Annotated in this window: 21 protein-coding genes; 15 read left to right on the top strand and 6 right to left on the bottom strand. The window is 61.3% G+C overall.

What is annotated here, in order from left to right:
- The first annotated feature begins 81 nt into the window (after positions 1-81).
- Both AC07W4_RS09515 and AC07W4_RS09510 read left to right on the top strand, forming a co-directional pair.
- Entirely contained in the window at positions 82-10,032 is a 9,951-nt protein-coding gene (locus tag AC07W4_RS09515) for an Ig-like domain-containing protein (RefSeq protein WP_495032273.1), read from the top strand.
- Between the two features lie 44 nt (positions 10,033-10,076).
- The gene (locus AC07W4_RS09510) at positions 10,077-11,591 is read left to right on the top strand and encodes a TolC family protein (RefSeq protein WP_495032256.1); all 1,515 of its coding nucleotides are present in this window, start codon (positions 10,077-10,079) and stop codon (positions 11,589-11,591) included.
- A 94-nt stretch (positions 11,592-11,685) separates the two neighbouring features.
- Here the strand turns inward: AC07W4_RS09510 and AC07W4_RS09505 are convergent, their stop codons facing one another.
- Together AC07W4_RS09505 and AC07W4_RS09500 are read right to left on the bottom strand one after the other, a co-directional pair.
- Positions 11,686-12,444, bottom strand: coding sequence for a slipin family protein (locus tag AC07W4_RS09505; protein WP_442097752.1), 759 nt, complete (start codon positions 12,442-12,444; stop codon positions 11,686-11,688).
- A 2-nt stretch (positions 12,445-12,446) separates the two neighbouring features.
- On the bottom strand, positions 12,447-12,980 hold the full coding sequence (locus AC07W4_RS09500; RefSeq protein ID WP_495032255.1) for an NfeD family protein: 534 nt from the start codon (positions 12,978-12,980) through the stop codon (positions 12,447-12,449).
- A 199-nt stretch (positions 12,981-13,179) separates the two neighbouring features.
- On the opposite strand from AC07W4_RS09500, the gene AC07W4_RS09495 reads away from it, so the two are divergent.
- From AC07W4_RS09495 to AC07W4_RS09445, 11 genes are all read left to right on the top strand, one after another.
- Positions 13,180-13,641, top strand: coding sequence for an aminoacyl-tRNA deacylase (locus tag AC07W4_RS09495; protein ID WP_008049939.1), 462 nt, complete (start codon positions 13,180-13,182; stop codon positions 13,639-13,641).
- A 132-nt stretch (positions 13,642-13,773) separates the two neighbouring features.
- The gene (locus AC07W4_RS09490) at positions 13,774-14,019 is read left to right on the top strand and encodes a DUF2789 domain-containing protein (RefSeq protein WP_116264418.1); all 246 of its coding nucleotides are present in this window, start codon (positions 13,774-13,776) and stop codon (positions 14,017-14,019) included.
- A gap of 82 nt (positions 14,020-14,101) precedes the next feature.
- A complete protein-coding gene (locus AC07W4_RS09485) occupies positions 14,102-14,347 on the top strand; it encodes a type II toxin-antitoxin system prevent-host-death family antitoxin (protein ID WP_007975643.1) in 246 nt (81 codons plus the stop codon).
- The gene (locus tag AC07W4_RS09480; protein WP_495032254.1) at positions 14,337-14,618 is read left to right on the top strand and encodes a type II toxin-antitoxin system RelE family toxin; all 282 of its coding nucleotides are present in this window, start codon (positions 14,337-14,339) and stop codon (positions 14,616-14,618) included. The genes AC07W4_RS09485 and AC07W4_RS09480 overlap by 11 nt, the downstream gene beginning before the upstream one ends.
- A gap of 132 nt (positions 14,619-14,750) precedes the next feature.
- A complete protein-coding gene (locus AC07W4_RS09475) occupies positions 14,751-15,179 on the top strand; it encodes a MarR family winged helix-turn-helix transcriptional regulator (RefSeq protein ID WP_046040691.1) in 429 nt (142 codons plus the stop codon).
- Positions 15,176-17,248, top strand: coding sequence for an FUSC family protein (locus tag AC07W4_RS09470; protein WP_495032253.1), 2,073 nt, complete (start codon positions 15,176-15,178; stop codon positions 17,246-17,248). Before AC07W4_RS09475 ends, AC07W4_RS09470 begins: the two co-directional genes overlap by 4 nt.
- The gene (locus tag AC07W4_RS09465; RefSeq protein WP_007987399.1) at positions 17,245-17,454 is read left to right on the top strand and encodes a DUF1656 domain-containing protein; all 210 of its coding nucleotides are present in this window, start codon (positions 17,245-17,247) and stop codon (positions 17,452-17,454) included. Before AC07W4_RS09470 ends, AC07W4_RS09465 begins: the two co-directional genes overlap by 4 nt.
- Positions 17,451-18,338, top strand: coding sequence for an efflux RND transporter periplasmic adaptor subunit (locus AC07W4_RS09460; RefSeq protein WP_495032252.1), 888 nt, complete (start codon positions 17,451-17,453; stop codon positions 18,336-18,338). Before AC07W4_RS09465 ends, AC07W4_RS09460 begins: the two co-directional genes overlap by 4 nt.
- Complete coding sequence (locus tag AC07W4_RS09455; RefSeq protein WP_495032251.1) at positions 18,335-19,783, top strand: efflux transporter outer membrane subunit; 1,449 nt, start codon at positions 18,335-18,337, stop codon at positions 19,781-19,783. The genes AC07W4_RS09460 and AC07W4_RS09455 overlap by 4 nt, the downstream gene beginning before the upstream one ends.
- A 93-nt stretch (positions 19,784-19,876) precedes the next feature.
- Positions 19,877-20,512, top strand: coding sequence for an NADH:ubiquinone oxidoreductase subunit N (locus AC07W4_RS09450; RefSeq protein ID WP_495032250.1), 636 nt, complete (start codon positions 19,877-19,879; stop codon positions 20,510-20,512).
- A gap of 278 nt (positions 20,513-20,790) precedes the next feature.
- Positions 20,791-22,296: a YdgA family protein gene (locus AC07W4_RS09445; RefSeq protein ID WP_495032249.1), complete on the top strand. Its 1,506-nt coding sequence runs from the start codon at positions 20,791-20,793 to the stop codon at positions 22,294-22,296.
- Positions 22,297-22,368: 72 nt separating this feature from the next.
- On the opposite strand, the gene AC07W4_RS09440 is transcribed toward AC07W4_RS09445, so the two are convergent.
- Complete coding sequence (locus tag AC07W4_RS09440) at positions 22,369-23,898, bottom strand: FAD-dependent oxidoreductase (RefSeq protein ID WP_495032248.1); 1,530 nt, start codon at positions 23,896-23,898, stop codon at positions 22,369-22,371.
- A gap of 139 nt (positions 23,899-24,037) precedes the next feature.
- Here AC07W4_RS09440 and AC07W4_RS09435 point away from each other — a divergent pair, with 139 nt between their 5' ends.
- Both AC07W4_RS09435 and AC07W4_RS09430 read left to right on the top strand, forming a co-directional pair.
- Positions 24,038-24,598, top strand: a complete 561-nt coding sequence (locus tag AC07W4_RS09435) for a YbhB/YbcL family Raf kinase inhibitor-like protein (protein WP_495032247.1) — start codon at positions 24,038-24,040, stop codon at positions 24,596-24,598.
- Between the two features lie 36 nt (positions 24,599-24,634).
- Complete coding sequence (locus tag AC07W4_RS09430) at positions 24,635-24,922, top strand: hypothetical protein (protein WP_495032246.1); 288 nt, start codon at positions 24,635-24,637, stop codon at positions 24,920-24,922.
- A gap of 76 nt (positions 24,923-24,998) precedes the next feature.
- Here AC07W4_RS09430 and AC07W4_RS09425 read toward each other — a convergent pair whose 3' ends face one another.
- The 3 genes from AC07W4_RS09425 to AC07W4_RS09415 all read right to left on the bottom strand — a co-directional run bounded on the left by AC07W4_RS09425 (position 24,999) and on the right by AC07W4_RS09415 (position 26,440).
- Entirely contained in the window at positions 24,999-25,328 is a 330-nt protein-coding gene (locus AC07W4_RS09425; protein WP_495032245.1) for a hypothetical protein, read from the bottom strand.
- Positions 25,329-25,389: 61 nt separating this feature from the next.
- Positions 25,390-25,920: a DUF5384 family protein gene (locus tag AC07W4_RS09420; protein WP_495032244.1), complete on the bottom strand. Its 531-nt coding sequence runs from the start codon at positions 25,918-25,920 to the stop codon at positions 25,390-25,392.
- Positions 25,921-25,930: 10 nt separating this feature from the next.
- A complete protein-coding gene (locus AC07W4_RS09415; RefSeq protein WP_008049916.1) occupies positions 25,931-26,440 on the bottom strand; it encodes a hypothetical protein in 510 nt (169 codons plus the stop codon).
- Positions 26,441-26,776 lie beyond the last annotated feature (336 nt).

The raw sequence follows: 26,776 nt of genomic DNA, 5'->3' as shown, positions 1-26,776 counted from the left end.
GGCGGGGCAAAGGCAAAATCACGGGCAACCGAAGGCCAACGGACGCCAGCGGCGCCCATGATTATGTCCCTTGAACCACGCATGCTGTTCGACGGCGCCGTCGCCGCCACGGTGGCCGATACCGCCGCCCAGGCGGACAGCCATTCCACAGCCGATGCCGCCAAGGCGCCGACTGCCGATCACCCGACGGCGAGCAAGGATACCCATGGCCAGGCCGATGCCACACCGACAGCCAGCCCCGTTGCGGTGCCCGGGCAGAGCGTGGTGTTCGTCGACTCCCGGGTGAAAGATGCCGACAGCCTGCTCACAGGCGTCGCCCCCGGGACCCAGGTCGTGAAACTGGACGCAGGCACGGATGGGCTACAACAGATTGCCCAATACCTGGATCAGCATCAGGGCATCAGCTCGGTGCAGATCATCGCCCACGGCAACGCCGGCGACCTGTGGCTGGGCGACAGCTATCTGTCGGCCGACAACGTCGCCGCCCGCAGCGCGGTGCTGGCGGAAATCGGCAAGGACATCAACGCCGGCGGCGACATCCTGATCTACGGTTGCTACACCGCCGATGGCGAGCGTGGCCTGAGCTTCGTCGATTCGCTGGCGCAAATGACCGGCCGCGATGTAGCGGCTTCGAACAACCGCACGGGTATTGGCGGTGACTGGGATCTGGAAATTGCCACCGGCAACATCGAGAGCGCCAATGCCCTCTCGACCACGGCCATGAGCGACTATCAGTGGGGCCTGGCCACCTGGACCGCCACCACCAACGCCAACACCGGCGTCGGTTCGTTGCGCGCGGCGATCGCCTCGGCGCAGAACGGCGATATCGTTACCTTTAACGGCAGCATGACGGTGCAGCTGACCTCCGAACTGTTGATCAACAAGAACATCACCGTTGATGGCGACTTGAACAACGACGGCGCGGCTGACGTGATTCTCGACGGTCAGTACAGGACCCGAGTGATTGAAGTGACGGCTGGCAGTACCGTGAAACTCGATGGCCTGGTGATCACCCGTGGCCTGGTGTCGGGCACGGGCGGCAATGGTGGCTATGGTGCCACGGGTTCGATGGCCGGGGGGATTTTCAACGCAGGGATTCTGACCCTGAACAACGTTACCGTGACCTCCAACGCCGCTTCCGGTGGCGGTGGTGGCGGCGGTGTCACCGGCGCTTTTTACGGCGGTGGCGGTGGTGGCGGCGGCGGTTTGGGCGGCCAGGGCGGCGGGCATGGCGGTTCGGCAGGGCCGGGCACCGGCACATTGGGCGGCCAGGCGGGCGGCGGCGGTGTTGGTGGTTACGGCGGCGGTTATGACGCCACCCACATGGGCGGTCGCGGCGGTACCACCACTGGCGGGGCTGGTGGCGTAGGCGTTTCCTATTACAGCAACGGCGGTAACGGTTCGACGGCCACCAATGGCACGATTTCCATTGGCGGCGGTGGCGGCGGCGCCGGTTGGGACAAGGTCGGTGGCGCCGGCGGGAACGCAGTGGGTGGGATCTACAACGCCAGCAGCGGCACCATCACCATCGTCGGCACGTCGACCATCAGCAACAACATTGGTGCCGGCGGCGGTGGCGGCGGCGGTGGTGGCCAAGGCAGCAATGCCAGCAATGGCGGCATTGGTGGCCGGGGCGTCGGTGCGGTCTGGAACAAAGGTACGCTGCTGATCACGGCCGCCAACTTCGCCGCCCTGGCCGGTAATGCTGCGGCCAGTGGTACAGGCGGTACCGCGCAGGGCGGAGGTACAACCGGTACCTCGCCGACCTCTGTCGCGACCATCTACAACGACGGCGGCATACTCAACACCGCGTATGCACCGCCACCGACCGCGACCATTGTGGTCGCTGACACCACACTGAGCATCGGCGAAACGTCCCTGGTGACGATCACCTTCTCCGAGTTCGTGACCGGTTTCACCAATGCGGATCTGACCATCGCCAACGGCACCTTGACTGCGGTGAGCAGCGGCGATGGCGGCCTCACCTGGACGGGAACGTTTTCGCCGTCCGCCAGTATTTCCGATACGACCAACGTCATCACCCTGAACAATACCGGAGTGACTAACCTTCTGGGCACCGCCGGCGTCGGTGTCACCAACTCCAACAACTACATCGTCGACACCGTACGCCCGACCGCCAGCATCGTGTTCACCGATACGGCCCTCAAAATTGGCGAAACGTCGCTGGTGACTATCACGTTCGACGGGGCCGTCACCGGTCTCACCAATGCCGACCTGACCATTGCCAACGGCACCTTGACCTCGGTGAGCAGCGGCGATGGCGGCATCACCTGGACGGGGACTTTCACGCCAAGCGCGAGCATCACCGACACGACCAACCTGATCACCCTGGACAACACCGGGGTCAGTGACCTGGCGGGCAACGCCGGCAGTGGCACCACCGATTCGAACAATTACGCCATCGATACCGTTCGGCCAACGGCCACCCTCGTGGTGACAGACAATGCGCTGAAAATCGGCGAAACCTCGCTGGTGACCATTACCTTCAGTGAAGCGGTCAGCGGTTTCACCAACGCCGACCTGACCATCGCCAACGGCACCTTGAGCGCGGTCAGCAGCAGCGACGGCGGCATCACCTGGACTGCGACCTTCACACCTTCCGCGAGCACCAACGACGCGACTAACCTGATCACCCTGAACAACACCGGGGTCAGCGATCTGGCGGGTAACGCTGGCAGCGGCACCACCGATTCGAACAATTACGCCATCGATACCGTGCGGCCAACGGCAACCATCGTGGTGACGGACAATGCGCTGAAAATCGGCGAAACCTCGCTGGTGACGATCACCTTCAGTGAAGCGGTCAGCGGTTTCACCAACGCCGACCTGACGATTGCCAACGGCACCTTGAGCGCGGTGAGCAGCAGCGATGGCGGTATCACTTGGACGGCGACGTTTACCCCGACTGCGAGCATCACCGACACGACCAACCTGATCACCCTGGACAACACCGGGGTCAGCGACCTGGCGGGCAACGCCGGCAGCGGCACCACTGATTCGAACAACTATGCGATCGACACCGTACGCCCGACCGCCAGCATCGTGTTTACCGACACGGCGCTGAGAATCGGCGAAACCTCGCTGGTGACCATCACCTTCAGTGAAGCGGTCAGCGGTTTCACCAACGCCGACCTGACCATCGCCAACGGCACCCTGACTGCGGTGAGCAGCAGCGACGGCGGCATCACCTGGACGGCGACCTTCACACCTTCCGCGAGTATCAATGACACGACCAACCTGATCACCCTGGACAACACCGGCATCGCGGATCTGGCGGGCAACGCCGGCAGCGGCACCACTGATTCCAACAACTACGCCATCGACACCGTGCGCCCGACCGCCACGATTGTGCTGGCGGATACAACACTGACAGCGGGCGAAACCTCGCTGGTGACCATCACGTTCTCCGAGGCGGTGAGCGGATTCACCAACGCCGACCTGAGCATTGCCAACGGCACCCTGACTGCGGTGAGCAGCAGTGACGGCGGTATCACCTGGACCGCGACCTTCACGCCAACCGTCGGCGTGAGTGACCCGAGCAACGTCATCACCCTGAACAATACCGGTGTGGCCGACATCGCCGGCAACACCGGGAGCGGCACCACCAGTTCCGGCAACTACACCATCGATACGGTGCTGCCGACAGCCACCATCGTGGTCGCCGACAATGCGTTGAAAATCGGTGAAACGTCACTGGTGACCATCACTTTCAGCGAAGCCGTCAGCGGTTTCTCCAATGCCGACCTGACCATCGCCAACGGCACGTTGAGCGCGGTGAGCAGCAGCGATGGCGGCATCACCTGGACTGCCACCTTCACCCCGACCGTCAGCATTACCGACGCTACCAACCTGATCACATTGGACAACACCGGTGTGCAGGCTGCCGGCACCGGTAACGTAGGCAGCGGCACCACCGATTCCAACAACTATGCGATCGACACCGTGCGGCCAACGGCCACCATCGTAGTGACGGACACCTCGCTGAGAATCGGCGAAACCTCGCTGGTGACGATCACCTTCAGTGAAGCGGTCAGCGGTTTCACCAACGCCGACCTGACCATCGCCAACGGCACGTTGACTGCGGTGAGCAGCAGCGACGGCGGCATCACCTGGACGGCGACCTTCACACCTTCCGCGAGTATCAATGACACGACCAACCTGATCACCCTGGACAACACCGGCATCGCGGATCTGGCGGGCAACGCCGGCAGCGGCACCACTGATTCCAACAACTACGCCATCGACACCGTGCGCCCGACCGCCACGATTGTGCTGGCGGATACAACACTGGCAGCGGGCGAAACCTCGCTGGTGACCATCACGTTCTCCGAGGCGGTGAGCGGATTCACCAACGCCGACCTGACCATTGCCAACGGCACCCTGACTGCGGTGAGCAGCAGTGACGGCGGCATCACCTGGACCGCGACGTTTACGCCAACCGCAGGCATAAGTGACGCCAGCAATGTCATCACCCTGGCCAATACCGGTGTGGCCGACATCGCCGGCAACACCGGCAGCGGCACCACCAGTTCCGGCAACTACACCATCGATACGGTGCTGCCGACAGCCACCATCGTGGTCGCCGACAATGCGTTGAAAATCGGTGAAACGTCGTTGGTGACCATCACTTTCAGCGAAGCCGTCAGCGGTTTTTCCAATGCCGACCTGACCATCGCCAACGGCACCTTGACCTCCGTCAGCAGCAGCGACGGCGGCATCACCTGGACCGCGACCTTCACCCCGACCAGCGCCATCACTGACACCAGCAACGTCATCACCCTGGACAACAGCGGTGTGCAAAACGCCTCGGGCAATGCCGGCAGCGGCACCACCGATTCCAACAACTACGCCATCGACACCCAGCGCCCGACGGCGACCATCGTGGTGACTGACTCGGCACTGGCGGTGGGTCAGACATCGGTGGTGACCATCACCTTCTCCGAGGCGGTGGCTGGCTTTACCACGGCCGATCTGACGGTGAGCAACGGTACTCTGAGCAGTCTCAGCACCAGCGATAACATCACTTATACCGCGACCCTGACGCCGACGGCGGGCATCACTGATGCAACCAACCTGGTCACACTGGACAACAGCGGTGTGCAGGATGCAGCGGGTAACACCGGCAGCGGCACCACCGACTCCAACAACTACGCCATCGACAGCCAGCGCCCGACGGCCACTATCGTCCTGGCGGACGCGACCCTGAGTGCCGGCGAAACTTCACTGGTGACGATCACCTTCAGCGAGGCGGTGACCGGTTTTGACAACAGTGACTTGAGCATCGCCAACGGCACGCTCAGCGCAGTCAGCAGCAGCGACGGCGGGATTACCTGGACCGCGACGTTTACCCCGACAGCAGGCATAAGTGACGCCAGCAATATCATCACCCTGGCCAATACCGGCGTGACCGACATAGCTGGCAACACCGGCAGCGGCACCACCAGTTCCGGCAACTACACCATCGATACCGTGCTGCCGACGGCGACCATCGTGGTGGCCGACAATGCGTTGAAAATCGGTGAAACGTCGTTGGTGACCATCACTTTCAGCGAAGCCGTCAGCGGTTTCTCCAATGCCGACCTGACCATCGCCAACGGCACCTTGACCTCCGTCAGCAGCAGCGACGGCGGCATCACCTGGACCGCGATCTTCACCCCGACCAGCGCCATCACCGACACCAGCAACGTCATCACCCTGGACAACAGCGGTGTGCAAAACGCCTCGGGCAATGCTGGCAGCGGCAGCACCGATTCCAACAACTACGCCATCGACACCGTGCGCCCGACGGCGACCATCGTGGTGACGGACACGGCGTTGAGCATCGGCGAAACCTCATTGGTGACGATCACCTTCAGTGAGGCGGTCAGCGGTTTCACCAACGCCGACCTGACCATTGCCAACGGCACCTTGACCTCGGTGAGCAGCAGCGACGGAGGCATTACCTGGACTGCAACCTTCACGCCTTCGGCGAGCATCAACGACACGACCAACCTGATCACCCTGGACAATACCGGGGTCAGCGACCTGTCGGGCAACGCCGGCAGCGGCACTACCGACTCCAACAACTATGCCATCGACTTGGTCCGCCCGACCGCCACGATTGTGCTGGCCGACCCGACGCTGAGTGCCGGTGAAACCTCGTTGGTAACCATCACCTTCTCCGAGGCGGTGAGCGGTTTCGACAACGCCGACCTGTCGGTTCCCAACGGCACGTTGAGCGCGGTGAGCAGCAGCGACGGCGGCATTACCTGGACGGCGACGTTCACGCCGAACGTTGCGATCAACGACACGACCAACCTGATCATCCTGGACAACAGCGGCGTCACCGATCTGGCGGGCAACACGGGTACCAGTACGACCAACTCCGCCAATTTCACCATCGACACCGTGTTGCCGACCGCCACCATCGTGGTCGCCGACACTGCCCTGAAAATCGGTGAAACGTCGCTGGTGACCATCACCTTCAGCGAAGCCGTCAGCGGTTTCTCCAACGCCGACCTGACCATCGCCAACGGCACCTTGACCTCCGTCAGCAGCAGCGACGGCGGCATCACCTGGACCGCGACCTTCACCCCGAGCAGCGCCATCACCGACACCAGCAACGTCATCACCCTGGACAACAGTGGCGTGCAAAACGCCTCCGGCAACGCCGGCAGCGGCACCACCGATTCCAACAACTATGCCATCGACACCGTGCGCCCGACGGCGACCATCGTGGTGACGGACACGGCGTTGAGCATCGGCGAAACCTCATTGGTGACGATCACCTTCAGTGAGGCGGTCAGCGGTTTCACCAACGCCGACCTGACCATTGCCAACGGCACCTTGACCTCGGTGAGCAGCAGCGACGGCGGCATTACCTGGACTGCAACCTTCACGCCTTCGGCGAGCATCAACGACACGACCAACCTGATCACCCTGGACAATACCGGGGTCAGCGACCTGTCGGGCAACGCCGGCAGCGGCACTACCGACTCCAACAACTATGCCATCGACTTGGTCCGCCCGACCGCCACGATTGTGCTGGCCGACCCGACGCTGAGTGCCGGTGAAACCTCGTTGGTCACCATCACCTTCTCCGAGGCGGTGAGCGGTTTCGACAACGCCGACCTGTCGGTTCCCAACGGCACGTTGAGCGCGGTGAGCAGCAGCGACGGCGGCATTACCTGGACGGCGACGTTCACGCCGAACGTTGCGATCAACGACACGACCAACCTGATCATCCTGGACAACAGCGGCGTCACCGATCTGGCGGGCAACACGGGTACCAGTACGACCAACTCCGCCAATTTCACCATCGACACCGTGCTGCCGACGGCGACCATCGTGGTGGCCGACAATGCGTTGAAAATCGGTGAAACGTCGTTGGTGACCATCACTTTCAGCGAAGCCGTCAGCGGCTTCTCCAATGCCGACCTGACCATCGCCAACGGCACCTTGACCTCCGTCAGCAGCAGCGACGGCGGCATCACCTGGACCGCGACCTTCACCCCGACCAGCGCCATCACTGACACCAGCAACGTCATCACCCTGGACAACAGCGGTGTGCAAAACGCCTCCGGCAACGCCGGCAGCGGCAGCACCGATTCCAACACCTACGCCATCGACACCCAGCGCCCGACCGCCACCATCGTGGTCGCCGACACGGCGTTGAGCATCGGCGAAACCTCGCTGGTGACCATCACCTTCAGCGAAGCGGTGAGTGGTTTCAGTAACGCCGACCTGACCATCGACAATGGCACCCTGAGCGCGGTGAGCAGCAGCGACGGTGGTATCACCTGGACGGCCATCCTGACACCGTTGATGGGTATCGCCGACACCAGCAACCTCCTTCAGCTCGATAACAGCGGTGTTCAGGATGCGGCGGGCAACGCCGGCAGCGGCACCACGGACTCGAACAACTACACGATCGACAGCCAACGCCCGACCGCGACCATTGTCATGGCCGACACCGACCTGCGTCCCGGCGAAACGACCCTGGTGACCATCACCTTCAGCGAAGCGGTCAGTGGTCTGGACAGTTCCGATCTGAGCGTCGCCAACGGCAGCTTGAGCGGGTTGAGCAGCAGCGACGGCGGCGTCACCTGGACGGCGACTTTCACGCCGACCGCCAGCATCACCGACACCACCAACCTCATCACTCTGGACAACACCGGTGTCACCGACGCGGCAGGCAACGCCGGGAGCGGGGTGACAAACTCGGCGAATTACCTGGTGCAAACCAGTGTGCCGACCGCCAGCATCGTGATCGCCGACACGGCGCTCAAGGCTGGCGAAACAACCATGGTGACCATCACCTTCAGCGAGGCGGTGAGCGGTTTCAGCAACGCCGACCTGGCCATCGTCAACGGTACATTGAGCAACGTCAGCAGCAGCGACGGCGGCATCACCTGGACAGCGGTCTTTACGCCAACCTCGAACGTTACCGACGCCAGCAACCTGATTACGCTCGACAATAGCGGCGTGGCCAATGGGTCGGGCAACATCGGGTCGGGCACCACCGATTCCAACACCTACGCCATCGACACCCAGCGCCCGACCGCCACCATCGTGGTTGCCGACACGCAACTGGGCATCGGCGAAACCAGCACCGTGACCATCACCTTCAGCGAAGCGGTGAGCGGTTTCGATCTGTCGGATATCAGTGTTGCCAATGGCGTGCTGTCGAACCTGAGCAGCAGCGATGGCGGCGTGACATGGACCGCGACCCTGACGCCGACTGCCAATGTCAGCGATACAACCAACCTGATCGTGCTCGACACCGGTCGCGTGCAGGACGCCGCCGGCAACCTCGGCGCAAGTATCGCCATCTCCAACAACTACGCGCTCGATGCGACCCGGCCGACGGTGAACATCGTGGTTGCCAACCCGAACCTGGGCATCGGTCAGACCACTACGGTGACCTTCACCTTCAGCGAGGCCGTCAGCAACTTCGATCTGTCCGACCTGAGCGTGACCAACGGCGACCTGAGCAACCTCGGCAGCAGCGATGGCGGCAAGACCTGGACGGCGACGTTCACGCCGACAGCCAATGTCACCGACCCAAGCAACTTCATCGCCTTGGACACCCGCAACGTCACCGATCTGGTGGGCAACACGGGCAACACCGTGGCGGTGTCGAACAATTACACCCTCGACAGCGAACTGCCGACCGCCACCGTCGTGGTTGCCAATCCGAACCTGGGCGTGGGCCAGACCTCGCAGGTGACCATCACCTTCAGCGAAGCGGTCAGCGGTTTTGATTTGTCCGACATCAGTATTGCCAACGGCACCTTGTCTGACCTGCGCAGCAGCGATGGCGGCAAGACCTGGACCGCGATGCTGACGCCGACCGCCAACGTCAATATCGCCAGCAATGCGATCAGCATCAACCGCGCCGGTATCAGTGACATGGCCGGCAACAGTGGCAGCGGCGTGAGCCAGTCCGACAACATTGTCATCAACACGGTGCCGACCTCATCGGTTGTCGTCGTAACGGTAGACCCCGAGTTCCAAAGCAGCACCCCGGTGACGCTGTCCGATGTGCCTGACGTGCCGCTGCAACCGACCATTTTCACGCCTCCGACGGGCAACCTCACTTCACCATTGACCTTCCAGCCGTTGTTCGAACAACGAGTGATCGGCAACGGTATCCGGCCGTTGGGCGACATTTTCATGAACCACGGCGCATTGACCCCGAGTTTCATTGCACAGGTTTTCACCAGCAATGACAGCGGAGGCGATGGCTCGGGGAATGGTTTCCTCGGTTTCGGCGGCGGCGATGGCGGTGTGTTCAGCACCAGCACGCTATCGAGCCTGTTCAATCAGGACAGCAGTAGCGAGCGCGATTCGTTGAACGCCTTCGGCAGTCAGTCGATCAAGTCCGGCGATGTTTCCCAGGGCCTGCGCGGGGTGTTTGGCGCACCGACCCTGGGTCAGCAATTGCAACAGCTCAAAGACAACGAGCAGCAGCAGGTCGTCAACCTGGCCGCCGCTTTGAAACTGGCCGGCATCAGCGAAATGCAGGCCTGAAGAGAACTTTCACTTTTGATGCGGCACCCAGGGGCGATGCAAGGATGAATAGAAGTCATAAGTTGTTTGGAGCCAGTCTTCTGGCACTGGCAATCAGCGGATGCGCGGTCACCAGTGAACCGATCGAACGCAGTGTCAGTGAGCAGCGGGCCAAAAGTGACCTGCAAAACATGTACAAGGGGCAGGAGCCTCTTGGCGGCCCGTTGACCCTGCACCAGGCCATGGCCCGCGCGGTGAAGTACAACCTCGAAGGCCGGTTGAAAATCATGGAGGAGGCCCTGGCCAAGCGTCAGCTCGACCTCGCCAGTTTCGACATGCTGCCGCGCATGGCGCTGGACGCCGGATACGTGGGCCGAAACAACGTCAACGCCTCCAGCAGCCAGAGTGTGCGCACCGGCACACAGTCCCTGGAGCCTTCGACTTCCCAGGACCGCGACCGTGATGTAGCGGACCTGACCATGGTCTGGAACGTGCTCGATTTTGGTGTCAGTTACATCAGCGCCAAGCAGCAAGGCGACCAGCGCCTGATCGTTCAGGAGCGTCGGCGCAAGGTGATCAACACCATCGTCCAGGACGTGCGCTCGGCGTATTGGCGGGCGATGGCCGCTGAACGCCTGCTCACGCAGATCGACAGCCTGATGGCGCGGGTTGAAACCGCGCGCAACGACAGCCAGAGCATGAGCCAGCAACGCATTGGCGATCCGGTGCAGGCCCTCGGTTATCAGCGTTCGCTGATCGAAGCGACACGCCAACTGGAAGAGCAGCGTCGTGCGTTGTCTCTGGCGAAGACCGAACTGGCGACCCTGATCAACCTGCCGATGGGGACTGAGCTGACCCTGGCGACCGATAACGGTTATGAGATTCCCGAGCTCAAGGTCGATCTGGCCAGCCTCGAACAGGAAGCCCTGACCAGCCGCCCGGAACTGCGCGAACAGGATTATCAGACCCGCATCAGCGCTGCCGAGACCCGCAAAGCCATGTTGCGCCTGCTGCCGGGCCTGGAGTTCTCCGCTGGCGGACATTACGACAGCAACTCGTTCCTGGTAGAGCAAGGCTGGGCCGATTACGGCGTCAAAGTCACCTGGAACCTGTTCAACGTGATCTCGGCTCCTGCGGCGATCGACGTGGCCAAGGCCGGTGAAGAAGTCGCCACCGCGCGCCGTCAGGCGATGTCGATTGCGGTGCTGGCGCAGCTGTATGTGGCCAATGCCAACTACCGCGAGGCTTTGCGCCAGTTCAAGACCAATCAGCAATTGTCGGACATCGACGGGCAAATCGTCGGTCAGTTGCGTAATCGTCACCAGGCGGACGGCATCGGCGAGCTGGATCTGATCCAGGGCGAACTCAACACCTTGCAGGCCGATCTGCGTCGTGACCTGTCCTACGCCGACCTGCGCAATGCCTATGGGCAAATTTTCGCCAGCGCCGGCCTCGATCCGCTGCCGGATCAGTTGCAGTCGACGCAAGTCCAGTCCATCGCCACGGCCCTGGCCAACCGCGAAGCGGCTTGGGCGGCTGGTGATATTACGGTCCCGGTGGCCCATGCCCCGGCACGTTGATGTGAGGATACAAACGGTGGAGGCCTGCCTTGATCGTCTGTTGACCTGACTCGGTGAGTCCGCGGTGCTGCCCAGGCCTTGAACCGGTCGGCGCTCAGGGTTTTGATGACAAGTCCGCCATGCCCTTGAGCAACTCGATCGGCAGCGGAAAGACGATGGTCGAGCTCTTGTCGCCGGCAATCGAACTCAGGGTCTGCATGTAGCGCAACTGCATGGCCCCCGGTTGGCGGCCAAGCATTTCGGCGGCCTGCATGAGTTTTTCCGAGGCTTGCAATTCGCCTTCGGCGTGGATCACCTTGGCTCGCCGCTCCCGTTCGGCTTCGGCCTGCTTGGCGATGGCGCGGATCATCGATTCGTTGAGGTCCACGTGCTTGATCTCGACGTTGGCGACCTTGATGCCCCAGGCGTCTGTCTGGGCGTCGAGTACTTGCTGGATGTCGATGTTCAACCGTTCACGCTCGGCGAGCAGTTCATCCAGTTCATGTTTGCCGAGCACCGCCCGCAAGGTGGTTTGAGCCAATTGGCTGGTGGCCATCAGAAAGTCTTCGACCTGGATGATCGCCTTTTGCGGATCGAGGACGCGGAAATACAGCACCGCATTGACCTTCACAGAAACGTTGTCGCGGGTGATCACGTCTTGCGCCGGTACGTCGAGGACCACCGTGCGCAAATCGACGCGAACCATTTGCTGGACCACCGGAATCAGCAGGATCAGGCCGGGCCCCTTGACCTGCCAGAAGCGCCCGAGCTGGAACACCACCCCGCGCTCGTACTCGCGCAGGATGCGAAACGTCGCCCCCGCCAGTGCGATGAGCAACAATAGCAGCGCGACAAGACCCAATTGCAAACCCATGACTATTCTCCGCCCGGCGCCGCGTCAGCCGCGGCCACTTGCAGCAGCAAACCCTTGCGCCCCACCACCCGCACCTGTTGCCCGGGTTGCAGCGGCGTTGCGCTGAGCACTTGCCATCGTTCTCCTTGCAGATGCACCCAGCCGCCACAGGCGTTGCCGGCCTGCAATGACGTCACCGCCGTCACGCTGCCGACCAGCCCGGCATCACCGCTGACAATGTGGCGCGGTCGGGTCTTCAGGGCGTGAAACACCAGGTAGGTCAGCAACAGCGCGCTGATCAGTCCCAGGCCGATCATCAGCGGCACGGGCACTTCGGTATTGGACAGGATCACCGCACCGATCACGAACATCACGATGCCGCCCAGGCCGATCACACCGTAATTGGGCAGGGCCGCCTCGGCGATCAGAAACGCGATGCCGAAGGTGATCAGCCAGATCCCGATGGGGTTGGGCACCAGCACCACAACCGTGTCGGCGGCGCAGGCCGATCCGCTCAACGCCAACAGCAATGCAACTGCACAACAACGCGTGTTCACTTGACCCTCCGGGAGAGTCGTGGAGTGGCTCTGCATACAGTTTAGTTGAGCCTTGGCCTGTATGATTTTTGCTCAATTCCCGTCGATATCCGATGGGCGGATTTCCCGCCGGATCGCGCCAGCGGGCCTAGACTTTTACTACGCAAGCAAAGCTTTAACCATCGTCTGCCAGCAATCACGGCGGACACCGAGGTGCATCATGCGTATGGCAAGAACCGTGCAGCGAAGCCTGGAAAAGGCTCAATGCGAATATGACATCGTCAGCCACCCACACTCGGCCAGTAGCCTTGAAACGGCGCGGGTCGCAGGTATTCCTGCCGAACGGGTGGCCAAATCGGTGATCCTCGACGATCACCATGGGCATTACCTGATGGCCGTGCTGCCCGCCAGCCGTCACCTGGACCTGAGCAAAGTTCGCAGCAGCGGTGAGTGGCAGGTTTCCCGCGAAAGCAACCTGGCGCACCTGTTCGACGATTGCGAACGCGGTGCCGTACCGGCGCTGGGTGAGTCCTATGGGTTGGAGGTGGTGATCGATCCGCTGCTGACCCGGCAGAAAGACATCTATCTGGAGGCCGGCAACCACGTCAACCTGGTGCGCATGGACATGCTCGAGTTTCTGAAAATGGTGCCGCATGCCGAGGTGCGGGAGTTGAGTCATTGAGTTTTGTTTCGTCAATACTGACGTCATTCGCGGGCAAGCCCGCTCCCACATGGGCTGCGATCAACCTGTGGGAGCGGGCTTGCCCGCGAATGACCGCGCAGCGGTCCCTCGATAAATTCACCGGAGTTCAACATGGAAAGCCCGACCCACAACCTGCCATCCCTGTTCAAACAACTCGGCCTGCCGGACGACGCCGAAAGCATCGATAAATTCATTGCTACCCATTCACCACTAAAGCCGGATCTGCAACTGGCCGATGCGTTCTTCTGGAGTAAGTGCCAGGCGGACTTCCTGCGGGACGAGATTCTCGATGACGCGGATTGGGCGGAGGTGGTGGATCAACTGGATGTGATGTTGAGGAAGGGGCGGGGGGTGTAAATAACGGATAGGCGGCGGTTCACAGAGGTTGCTCTGATCGAACTAATTGACCAAAATTAAGACCTTATTTGAGGTCTTAATTATGCAAAATGTTTTGGCCGATATGGCTGTCAGCGTGTCTGAACTAAAGAAAAACCCCTCTGCCGTTTTGAATGGCGCCCATGGAGGGCCCGTCGCGGTGCTCAATCACAATCGCGTCATGGGCTACATGGTTCCTGCCGATGTGTTCGAAGCCATGATGGAGCGCCTGGATGATTTGGAGTTGGCGGAACTCGTGCGTTCTCGTCGTCATGAAACGCCGATCCCGGTAACGCTGGATGACTTATAAGCTCGAATTTCTCCCGTCTGCACGCAAAGAATGGGACAAGCTGGGGCACACAGTACGTGAGCAATTCAAAAAGAAACTGTCAGAGCGGCTTGAGGTGCCTCGAATCCAGTCTGACGCGCTGCATGGCATGCCTGACTGCTACAAGATCAAGCTGAGGTCATCGGGATATCGACTCGTCTACGAGTTGATAGATGAGCGCATCGTTGTTTCTGTCGTTGCAGTAGGAAAGCGCGAACGCAGTGTGGTGTATGAGCGCGCCAGGAAACGTTGAGGGCTCTCGGCAGGTCGCTGTTACGTATTTGTTTCAAAACTTGACGGAAAATCCCCTCCAATGCAATATTGATAGTTAGCAAACTAACTGTGTGTATTGTCCCTCGTGCCGAACAATCTCGACGTTCTCCAGATGAACATCAGCAGCGCCATGGTGGTGGCCGCCAGGCATTGGCGCAAAATCTGCCAGACCACGCTGGCCAACTATGGAATCTCCGAAGCCTGCGCCGTTCCGCTGTTGATGATCGGGCGTCTGGGCGAGGGTGTGCGTCAGGTGACAGTGGCCCAGGCAGCAGGGATGGAGAGCCCGTCGCTGGTGCGCCTGCTCGATCAGTTGTGCCATGGCGGCTACGTCTGCCGCACCGAAGATGCACAGGATCGTCGCGCCAAATGCCTGAGCCTGACCGAAACCGGCCGGGAGCTGGTGCAGGCGGTCGAAGTGGAGCTGGTGCGCTTGCGCCATGAAGTCCTGGAAGGCATTGACCAGAGTGATCTGGAAGCTACGCTGCGGGTACTGAGAGCTTTTGAAGCGGCCACGCCGCCATCGGTGGCCAACTCTTGAACGGATTTTTCGCAGGCATGCCCCCGGCGCGGGACTGGTTCTACGGGGTCCGTACCTTCGCCGCATCGATGATCGCGCTGTACATCGCCCTGCTCATGCAAATGCCGCGTCCGTACTGGGCGATGGCCACGGTGTACATCGTTTCCAGCCCGTTTCTCGGCCCTACCAGTTCCAAGGCGCTGTACCGGGCGGTCGGCACCTTTGTCGGCGCTGCGGCGGCGGTTCTGTTCGTGCCGATGTTCGTGCAGAGCCCCTACGTGCTGGTGGTGGTGATTGCGCTGTGGACCGGGACGCTGCTGTTTCTGTCCCTGCATTTGCGCACCGCGAACAACTACGCCTTGATGCTCGCCGGATACACCTTGCCGTTGATCGCCCTGCCGGTGGTGAACAACCCGCTGGGGGTGTGGGACGTGGCCGAAGCGCGGACCGAAGAAATCTTTCTTGGCATCGCCGTGGCGGCGGTGGTCGGTGCCATGTTCTGGCCCCGGCGCCTGGCGCCGGTGTTCAATGATTCGGTGAGCAAATGGTTTACCGATGCATCGACCTACAGCCTGCGCTTCCTCAGCCGCAACGTGCAGCCTGAAGAAGTCAGCGGGTTGCGCGCGTCAATGGTCGCCACGTTCAATTCCCTGGAGTTGATGATCGGTCAGTTGCCCCACGAAGGCTCGCGTCCGCAGACAGTGCGCAACACCAAGGAATTGCGCGGACGGATGATTCACCTGTTGCCAGTGATCGATGCCCTCGACGACGCGCTTTACGCATTGGAACGACGTACGCCCGAGCTTGTGGATAAGTTCGCGCCGTTGCTGACGGCCACCACCGAATGGCTGGGGCACAAGGATGCCGACCTCGACCGCTGGCAAGCACTGAAGGATCAACTGGAAGCCCTGCAACCCACCCCCGAAGCGCTGGATGACCGCAAGCAACTGCTGTTCTCCAACGCCATTTACCGTCTCGGCGAGTGGATCGATTTGTGGCAGGACTGCCGCAGCCTGCAATACGCCATCCAGTGCGAGAGCCAGGACAGTTGGCGCGCGGTGTATCGGCACTGGCGGCTGGGGCGGCTATCGCCGTTCCTGGATCGCGGCCTGATGTTTTACTCCGCGGCCTCTACCGTCACCGCGATAATCGTTGCTTCGGTGCTGTGGATTCTGCTGGGCTGGACCGATGGCGGCAGCGCCGTGATCCTGGCAGCGGTGGCGTGCAGTTTCTTCGCCTCGATGGATGATCCGGCGCCGCAGATTTACCGGTTCTTTTTCTGGACGGCGATGTCGGTGGTGTTCGCCAGCCTTTATCTGTTTCTGGTGCTGCCCAACTTGCATGACTTCCCGATGCTGGTGCTGGCGTTTGCCGTGCCGTTCATTTGCGTCGGCACTCTGACGGTCAAACCGCAGTTTTACCTGGGCATGCTGCTGACCCTGGTCAACACCTCGTCCTTCATCAGCATTCAGGGTGCTTACGACGCGGACTTCCTCAGTTTCGCCAACTCCAACCTGGCCGGTCCCATGGGGCTGCTGTTCGCGTTCATCTGGACCCTGATCGCCCGGCCGTTCGGTGCCGAACTGGCAGCCAAGCGCCTGACCCGTTTCAGCTGGCGTGACATTGTCGGCCTCTCCGAGCCGGCCACGTTGTCTGAGCATCGGCTTCTGGGCATACGGATGCTCGATCGGCTGATGCAGCATCTGCCGCGCCTGGCCATGACCGGCCAGGACTCCGGCGTGGCGCTGCGGGAAGTGCGGGTAGCGCTGAATCTGTTGGACCTGCTCGCCTATACGCCGCGGGTCCTTGGGGTGCCGCAGGTGCTGCTGCGCCAGGTGGTGGCCGAGGTTGGCGAGTACTTCACGGCCTGTCTCAAGGCCGGTGAGCGCTTACAGGCACCGAGCCCGTTGCTGATGACCCTCGACCGCACGCGTCGCGCCCTCAGCGGTGCCGGCGATGATGAAACCCGTCGGCATCTGCTGCACGCCCTGAGCGGCCTGCGCCTGGCACTCTTGCCCGGCGTAGAGTTCGTCGGTGCTGCCGAGCCCGAAGAACCGATTCCCCATGGCATTGATGGAGCGCCTTTATGATCGGTGACCTGGATCTGAGCGGGGTGTTCCTGCCCACGCTGCTGGTGCTGATGGGCATTACGTATGTGTTGTACCTGTTGGTGCACGGGGTGCTGACGCGCCTGCACTTTTACCGTCTGGTCTGGCACCGGGCATTGTTCAACGTGGCCCTCTACGCCTTGTTGCTTGGCGCCGTGGACTCACTCAGTCGATACCTGATGACATGAAAAAACCGTTTCTAACCCTGGGTCGCGTGGTGTTGACCCTGCTGATCGTGAGCTTCGCCGTTGTCGTGGTCTGGCGCATGGTGATGTATTACATGTTCGCGCCCTGGACCCGCGATGGGCACATCCGTGCCGACATCGTGCAAATCGCGCCGGACGTGTCCGGGCTGATCCAGCAAGTGGAAGTGCGCGACAACCAGTTGGTCAAGCGCGGCCAGGTGCTGTTCAGCATCGATCCTGACCGCTTCAGGCTGGCCCTGCGCCAGGCGAAAGCGGCAGTCGCCGACCGCGAAGAAACCCTGGCCCAGGCCCAGCGTGAAGCCAAGCGGAACAAGGGCCTGGGCAACCTGGTGCCGGGTGAGCAACTGGAAGAAAGCCAGTCGAAAGTGGCCCGCGCCCAAGTGGCCTTGATGGAAGCCCAGGTAGCGGTGGACAGCGCGCAGCTCAACCTCGACCGCTCGGTGATCCGCAGCCCGGTGGACGGCTACATCAACGACCGCGCACCACGGGCCCAGGAGTTCGTCAGCGCCGGGCGTCCGGTGTTGTCGGTGGTCGACAGCAACTCGTTTCATATCGATGGCTATTTTGAAGAAACCAAACTGAACGGCATTCATATCGGCCAGAGCGTCGACATCCGGGTGATCGGCGACAATGCGCGTCTGCGCGGGCATGTGGAAAGCATCGTCGCCGGTATCGAAGACCGCGACCGCACCAGCGGCAACAACCTGCTGCCCAACGTCAACCCGGCCTTCAGCTGGGTGCGGCTGGCCCAACGGATTCCGGTGCGCATCGCCTTCGATGACGTGCCGGAAGATTTCCGCATGATCGCCGGGCGCACCGCCACGGTATCGATCATCGACGATCAGCAACGGGAGCCGGCGCAATGAGCAAGGCCTCGGGTTTGGCGGTCGCCGGGTTAGGCTTGCTGCTGTCGGCGTGTCAAATGGTCGGGCCGGATTATCACTTGCCTGAAGAGGCGGCTGTCCATCGTCCAGACTTGCAGGGCGATCTGGCGGTCGACGGTAAAACGGTGGTCTCCGCGCCAGTGCCGGCCGATTGGTGGCGCCTGTACAAGGATCCGCGACTCGACCAATTGGTGCAGCAGGCCATGGCCTCCAACACCGATTTGCGCGTGGCGGCGGCCAGCCTGTCGCGGTCTCGCGCTCAGGTCGACGAGGCGGAAGCGGCGGGCGGCTGGAGCGGCGGCGTGCAGATGGGCGCCCAGCGTTTGCAGGAGTCCGGCCAGGCGTTCCTGATACCGGAAAAAGTACCGGTGGCCAACATTGGCGACATCGGCATCAGCGCGTCCTACCAGTTCGACCTGTTCGGTACCTTGCAACGCGGTATCGAAGCGGCCAAGGCCAATGCCGATGCGACGCAGGCCGCCGCCGATACGGCACGCATCACCGTGGTGGCCGACGTGGTTCGGGCCTACACCCAGGTGTGCGCGGCCAATGAAGAGCGGGAAATCGCCCAGCATTCCCTCGACCTGCAAGCCCAGAGCACTACGCTGATCCAGCGTCTGCGCGATGCCGGGCGTGGCGACGAAACCCAGGTCACCCGCTCGCAGACCCAATTCAAATCCCTGCGCGCCGACATGCCGCGCTATGAGGCCGCACGTCAGGCCGGGCTGTATCGCTTGTCGATGTTGCTGGCCAAGCCGGTGGACCAACTGCCGGCCGGCACCGCCACCTGCGACGAGCTGCCAAAAATCGCGCAATTGGTCCCGGTGGGCGATGGCGCCGCGTTGCTCAAGCGTCGTCCCGATGTACGGCAGGCCGAGCGTCGGCTGGCGGCCGCGACGGCCGGCATTGGCGTCGCCACGGGTGAGCTGTACCCGAACATCAGCATCGGCGCGACCATCGGTACAGTCGGTATCCTGGATGATCTGGGCGATCCGTCTACCAACCGCTGGGGCTTCGGCCCGTCGCTGACCTGGAAGGTGCCGACCAACGGCGCCCGGGCGCGCATCCGCGAAGCCGAAGCGGTGACCCAGGCGACCCTGGCGCATTTCGATGGGGTGGTGCTCAACGCCATTCGCGAGACCCAGACCGGCCTGGCCCAGTACACGGCATTGCTGCAGCGGCGCGACGCACTGGCCGATGCCGAACAATCGGCAAAACTGGCGGCCGACCAGACCCATCGCTTCTTCCAGGCCGGCCGCGCCTCGTTCCTGGCCGACCTGCAAGCCACCCGCACCTACATCGACGTCACGGCGCAACTGGCCGCCGCGAACACCCAGGTTGCCGCCAGTCAGATCGATTTGTTCCTCGCTTTGGGCGGCGGATGGGAAAGCGGACGAACGCAAGCGTCGAACTCCGGCAAACCCTGAGGCCGTTGCTATGCTTTGAAGTGTTGGAGGGGCGCCTCGTGCAAAGCGCCTTTTCTTCGCACAAGGCTCGCGCAGTTCAGGGGGAAACCAATAATGAAAAACCCTTATGCTCTTGGCTTCTGGTGCGCCATCGTGGCGTTGGTGCTGCTGTCGGCTACCTATTTCTACGGCATCATGCTGGCCCACCAGATCGACAAGGCTCTGGCGTTCCTCGACAGTGCCGCCGCGCTGATTGCCGTGATGTCCATTGCAGTGGTGGCCTGGGCCTCGGTCCAGAACCAACGCATCAAGAAAAGACAACTCGAACAAGGCAAGACCCTGGTCCTGATCTGGGACACCAAGGTGGCGCTGCGTCGTGTCGAAACGGTGTTCGACCGTTATTTCTGGGGCAGTTACTGGCAACCGGGGCGCACCTTTCAGGAAGTCATGGGCGAATTGACCGGCACGCCGCTGGAAAAAAGCCTCGAAAACCTGAAAAAACAATGCCTGGCGCTTGACCGACAAGTGGCTGACGACGGTCGGCACTGGCTCAGCAATGCCCGGGAGCTGGCCGATGTCGCCACGGCCATGGCCCGCGAACGTTATCAACTGGACGTCTGCGACCCGCGCGCGGAGGTGACGGGCGGAGCGGTGATCAACCGCGACTTCGAAGTGCTGGTGTACACCTGGACTGCGCGGCTCAAAAGCTTTGATCATCAGCTGGATGAGATCGAGGTCCAGTATTCCTGATTTTGTGGTGGCTGTTATGCCGCCTTCGCGGGCAAGCCCGCTCCCACAGGAGTACGCATTCCAATGTGGGAGCGGGCTTGCTCGCGAAGGCGATTGAATGCACAGCGAAAATTTCGAACCCTGCGCCCCCCAAGACACTCTTTCACCTTTAATCATTGGGCCGTTCGTCGCGCCCGGTGCTAATCTGCATTCCACTTTCAGCACAGTCGAGCCGCAACCCGCCATGGGTTCAGGGAAGACGACCTCACTTTCAACAACGGACATTGAACGGGTCATACATGAATAAATCAGCAGGCGTGCTACTGGGAATTGTTGTCGCAATCGGTGCCATCAGCGCAGGCGGTGCCTGGTTCACCGGCACCAGGCTTGAAGGTGTGTTGAACTCCTCGATTGCCGATGCCAACAAGGAGCTGCAAGCGGCCATGGTCGGTTCCAACGGCACCGCGTCGCTGGAACTGGTGTCGCTGGAGCGTCATGTATTCAGCAGCACCGCGCACTACCGCCTCAAGGGCGAAGGCGAAATGTTTGGCGAAGCGCCGGTCGAGTTGCTGTTTGTCGATCACATCGAACACGGTCCGTTGCCGTTCTCGCGCTTGATGTCGCTCAAATGGCTGCCGGTCCTGGCGACCAGTCACTACGAACTGGAAAAGACCCCGTTTACCGAGAAGTGGTTTGCCGCCGCCAAGGACAAATCCCCACTGACCGGCGTGGTCAACATCGGCTATGACAACGCTACCAATGGCACCTTCGAGTTGCAGCCACTGGAAATGGCGCTGGATGACAAGTCGAGCATGAAGTTCTCCGGCTTGAGCATGGACGTCGACGCCAGCGCCAAGGCGCAGAAGGTCAAGGCCAGCGGCTACATGGACAGCCTGAAAGTGACCACCGTTTCTGAAGACCAGGCACCGGTGCAGGTTGAGCTGAACGGCCTGACCCTGGCCAGCAACCTGACCAAAAGTACCTACGGTTTCTATATCGGCGAGAACGTCCTTGAGCTGGCCAGCGGCAAATCGACTTTTGGCGTCAAGCAGTCGGTGCTGGACTTCAAGAAATTCGAGATGAAAAACCTGACGGAAGAAAAGGGCAGCAACGCCTCCGGGCGTGCCGATTACAAAGTCGGCGAAGTGTCCCTGAACGGCAAGACCATCGGTTCCGGTGCGCTGGCCATGAGCGTGAAGAACCTCGACATTCCGGCCACGATGTCGTTGATGCAGGTCTACCAGAGCAAACTGCAGCCGTATGAGCGTGCGGCGGCCGAAGCGACAGCAGCGGGCCTGCCGGCACCGGAGCTGAAACTGACCGAAGCCGAAGAGGCATTGCTCAAATCCAGCCTGGAAAAACTGCTGGCGGCCGGTCCGCAGGTGGCCCTGGAAAACCTGTCGTTCAACACCGCCAACGGCGAGAGCCGTGCCAACATGGTGCTCGACCTGACCAAGCCACAAGCCATCGATCTGCCGACCGATCAGTTGGTCAGGCAGTTGATCGCGTTGCTGGACTTCAAACTGAAAGTGTCCAAACCCATGCTGGTCGATGTGCTCACCGTGCAGTCGCAAATCGACGGTCAGACCGACGCCAAGCTGATTGCCGACCAGGCCACCGCCACCGCGGACATGTTCAGCAGCATGGCGGTCGGCAGCCAACTGGCAAAACTGGACGGCAACAACATCGTCACCAACTTGCATTACGCCAACAATCAGGTGGACTTCAACGGCCAGAAAATGACCGTCGAAGAGTTTGCCGGTTTTGTCATGAGCAAGTTTGCGGAAACTGGCGCCACCGAATAACGGCGGCCGTTTACCCGGTAACGCCCGGCCTCTGCATCGCGCAGGCGCCGGGCGTTTTGCTGTACGGCATCGCTAAAGAACGTCACGGATCAGGCGCCATGCCTCTTCCCAGGGTAAGGGTTGTTTCATCCGCTCGGCGAGCATCGCCATGGCCCGGTCCATCTCGCAGGCTACCGCCGCCGATACCACGCCGTTTTTTCCGAACAGGCCGATGAACGGCGGATCGTAAGGGTCGCCCTTGAACTCCACTTCGTCCCAGGCCTCGGCGTGCCCGAGGTAGTCGTAGGTTTTACCGAAATGCCAGGTCCAGAAAAACGGCACGTCGAGGTAATGTTCGTCACCACCCAGCATATTGGCCGCTGCGATCCGCGCCTGCTGTTGGGCCAGCCGCCAGTGTTCGATGCGCAGGTGTTGGCTGTTCAGCGGGAACGTTGCGATATCGCCAGCCGCCCAGAGGCCGTCGGCCACGCGCATTGCGCCGTCGACACGCAGCGAGTGATCCTGCTCCTTCGGCAACCCGGTAAAGGCCGCAGTGGCTGGCATGACGCCGATGCCGACCAGCACCAGATCGGCCGGCAAGCGTTGGCCGTTGTCCAGGCGCACGGCTTCGACCTTGTCCGTCCCTTCGATCTGTACCGCATTGCCCCGGGTATGAAACACGACGCCATTGGCTTCATGCCGCGCGCGAATGGCCTTGCCGACCGTGTCGCCGAACTGTTTGGCAAACGGCACCTCATGGCGGGCCAGCACGGTCACGTGCAGGCCAAGCTGGCGCAGGGACGAGGCGGACTCCATGGCAATGAAACTGTCGCCGATGATCACCACCCGCTGACCGGCGCTGGCGCTGTCCAGAATCTGTTGCGCATGGGCTTTGGAGCGCAGGACGAATACTTGCGGCAGATCGGCGCCGGGCAGCGTCAGCGGGTTGGGCACGCCGCCGGTGGCCAGCAGCGCGGCGTCGTATGTCAGTGATTGGCCGTCAGTCAGGCGCAGCGTCCGGTTTGGTGCATCCAGGCTTGCCACTTCGCCTTGCAGGCGCTCGATCCGCTGCTCGCGGTAAAAATCCTCGTCACGCAACGGCGGGATCTCGTCCAGTGGCATCTCCCCGGCGATCACGTATTTGCTCAGCGCGGTGCGGTCGTATCCGGCATCGGCTTCGCGGTCGATCAACAGTAACCGGCCGCCGAAACCTTTCTCGCGCAAACACGCCGCTGCCGCCGTGCCTGCCGCGCCAGCGCCGACAATAATGAAGGTTCGTGGATCGTCGGCCGGTGGCGGGTGGGCACCCGGCATCGGCAGATCGCCGACCCAGATATCGCCGTCACGGACTTCAAGGGGATAGCGCTTGAGACTGTCCAGGGCCGGCGGTTCACACAGCCCGCCATCCTCGACTCGAAACTGCGCCTTGTGCCACGGACAGGTCAGGCGTCCATGACAAATCGCCCCATCCGCCAGCGGGGCTCCGGCGTGCGGGCATTCGGCCTGATAAGCGCGCAGTTGTTCGCCGGCCCGCAACAGCAGAATCTTGCTGTCCTGGACCTGCACTTCCAGACCCCGGTCTTCGGGCACATTGGCGACACGCGCAACGCGATGCAGAGTCATGATCGCTCTCCAGTCAGACGTTTCACTTATGAGTCTGGTACTTATCGCGAGGTTCAGCCAATTGCCCCTGCCACGGCGTGAACGGTCCGGCTATAGTTTGCACGCCGACGACGGCCCAACACGCACAAGGTGCTCCGGTATGCCCCGATTGACCTCAATTAACCCTTGGCTCGCGTCCTTGGCAGTCGCCCTTTGCGTGCAGTTCCCGGCGCAGGCCCAGGAGCGCTTCACCCTGAACATTCCGGGTGTCTCCGATGACCGTTTGTTCACGTCCGCCGCCGCCGGCGATTCCGCGGGCTGTGGCGGACATAACATTTCCCCGGCATTGAACTGGAACGCCGGCCCGGCAGCCACCCAAAGCTACGCCATCGTCATGCACGACCCTGACGGCCAGAAAGGCCAGGGCGTCGATAACTGGGTGCATTACGGCATCAAGGCCGGCACCCACCAGATTCCAGCCGGCGCCGGGAGCAAACCAGGCCTCGAGGGCGTCGGCGGTACCAACAGCAAGGCAACCACCGGCTACATCGGCCCTTGCCCGCCCGTCGGCGACAGCGCGCACCACTACATCATCCAGATCTACGCCCTGGACCTCGCCCCGGACGCCTTGCCCGCCGGCCTGACCCGTGCGCAACTGCTGGAAAAAATCAAAGGCCACGTCCTGAAAAACAGCAGCGTGGTGCGGCGCTATCACCGCTGAAGGCTGATCGCCCCGGCGGATTTGCAGAAAACTGAGGTGCGCGGCATTCCGGGGATTTGGCATCCACCCCCGAAAGCGCGCACTATCAGTGCCATAGCCGATGCGTTGGAGGATGCCGTGGCAAAAAAAATCGACCGCATCGCCCAAATGCTCAACTGCCCGCAAAAGGGTGAAGAACTGCGGCGAGCGATTACCGAGAGTCGCAAGGATTTTCTGCTGAACCAGCCGGAAGAAGACGTTGTTGAAGACGACCTTGAAGAGGAACTTTTCGAGGACGACGAGGACGACGATGAGTACGACGAGTTCGACTGGACGACAGAATGAAAAAAACCGCTTCGGCGGTTTTTTTGTGGGGCCAGACAACAGTCCTGATGTGCTGTGTCAGCCGTACTTACCAGTATCAGAGCCCATTGGGGAGAAATTTGGTTGCGCCGCTGACATCGTCGATTTTCTTGATGCGAAAGGCTTTCAGACAGGTTTCGTCGCGGGTGTTGGCGTCAGTGCAAAACTGCTTGATGAAATCGGTAAAGACCATCTCTTGGCCATTAACGGTGAGCACGCGCTTGTAATACTCACCATTGATGCCTTGGGCTTGACGACTGGTCGTCATCTCCTGATCCACCACCAGGCGTCCGTGCAGGTCGACAGCTGGAACCTGGGTTTTGGGGTCTTCTTTGGAGCAGGCGCTCAGGAGCAGTCCCGCAGCAATCAGCGTGCATAAACGCAGCATATGAATTCATCTCTGATAACTGATGCCCCGGACCAGGGTCCGGGGAAGATCGATAGGAAGATTACTCGCCGAACAAGCGGCTGGAGCGGTTGACGTCAGCCTTGCCGGTATCTTCCAGCAGAGACTTGGCACCGGAGGTCACATTGCGCGCGGAGTCGGCTTCAGACTGGATCACATCGGTGCGTGCCGCGCTATCACGCAACTCCGCATCAATGTAGTCGTTGGCGCGTGCGGTGCGCGCGCGCTTGGCCTGTAGTGCCAGGCGGCGCTCTTCCAGCTCCAGTGCGCGCAACTCGTCTTCGAAGCCTTCTTCACGGGTTTGAACACGCTTATGTTCAAGTTCTTGTGTCTTGCGCTGCTCAAGGGCCCTTTGCTGCGCAGCTTGCTGTGCCACTGCCCGTTGCCGACGATCAGCAGCGCTACGAGCTTCCTCGCGTGCCCGGTCGGCTGCAGCCTGGCGGAGGCGTTCGGCCTCAGCGTTTGCTTGAGCCTGTTTGGTTTGCTGTTCGATTTGATACAGATTGTCGAATTGGCCTGCCAATGTCGGCATGGCGAGCAGTGCGAGGACGGAGCCCAGAACTATATGTTTCATGTCCGACCCCTTAGCTTTTCTTGGGTTCTGGACAGGTCGCATTCGGCTGAATGCGTGTTTCGTTGGAGGTGGTCATCACCATCAGGGAGATTTCGCCAACCTTGAACTCACAAGGGCGACCCACCTGGGCGGACGTGTAGATCTTGCCGCTTTCGGAATAACCGATCAGCACGCCCGGTACCAGGGTGGTGTCATTGACCAACGAACCCGCCATGGCGCCTGCAGCGCCACCGGCTACACCGCCAACAATGGCCGTGTCAGTGTTTTTAGTGTTGCCCAGTGCGGCACCACCGATCAGACCCAGTACCCCGCCCGCCATCATGGCGGCTTTTTTGTTCTTTTCGTTGCTGACTTTAATCTTGCTCGGCGAGATCGTAAGGATTTTGACGGTTTTAGCTTCCTGCTGGCTGTTTACCTGACTGGCGTCGAATACATCTGCTTGATACTCCTCACCGGACGTTTGGCAGCCAGCAAGAACAGCAGCAATCGAAAGCACCAGGCAGCGTTTTAACATCATCATTTCCAATATCTCTATGAGCGTAAGAAATCCCGAATGGGACAATCCATTGTGATTTGAGGCAATGTGCCATCATTCTAATCAAACTCAAGAAGGTAAGGCCAAGAAAACTTTGGAGCGAGGGAGGATCGGGGGTACCAGGCAGGAGCCGGGTAGCGCGTCGTTATGTGCAACGTTCGGGGGGCAGAGGGGTGACCGCAGCCATGACGGCGAACATACGCCCACAAAAAAAGCACCAGGCCCATAAGGCCTGAGGCTTTCTCGCTACAACGTTTGGCCAGACGAGCTTCTAACCATGCTCATATGTATTTTTTTAAGGATATTTTTGCTTTTGGGGGA

It is taken from the genome of Pseudomonas sp. GW821-FHT02A08, assembly GCF_059422045.1.
Note: the sequence above shows the minus strand (reverse complement) of the source record. Positions and strands in the feature narration are given on the sequence as shown.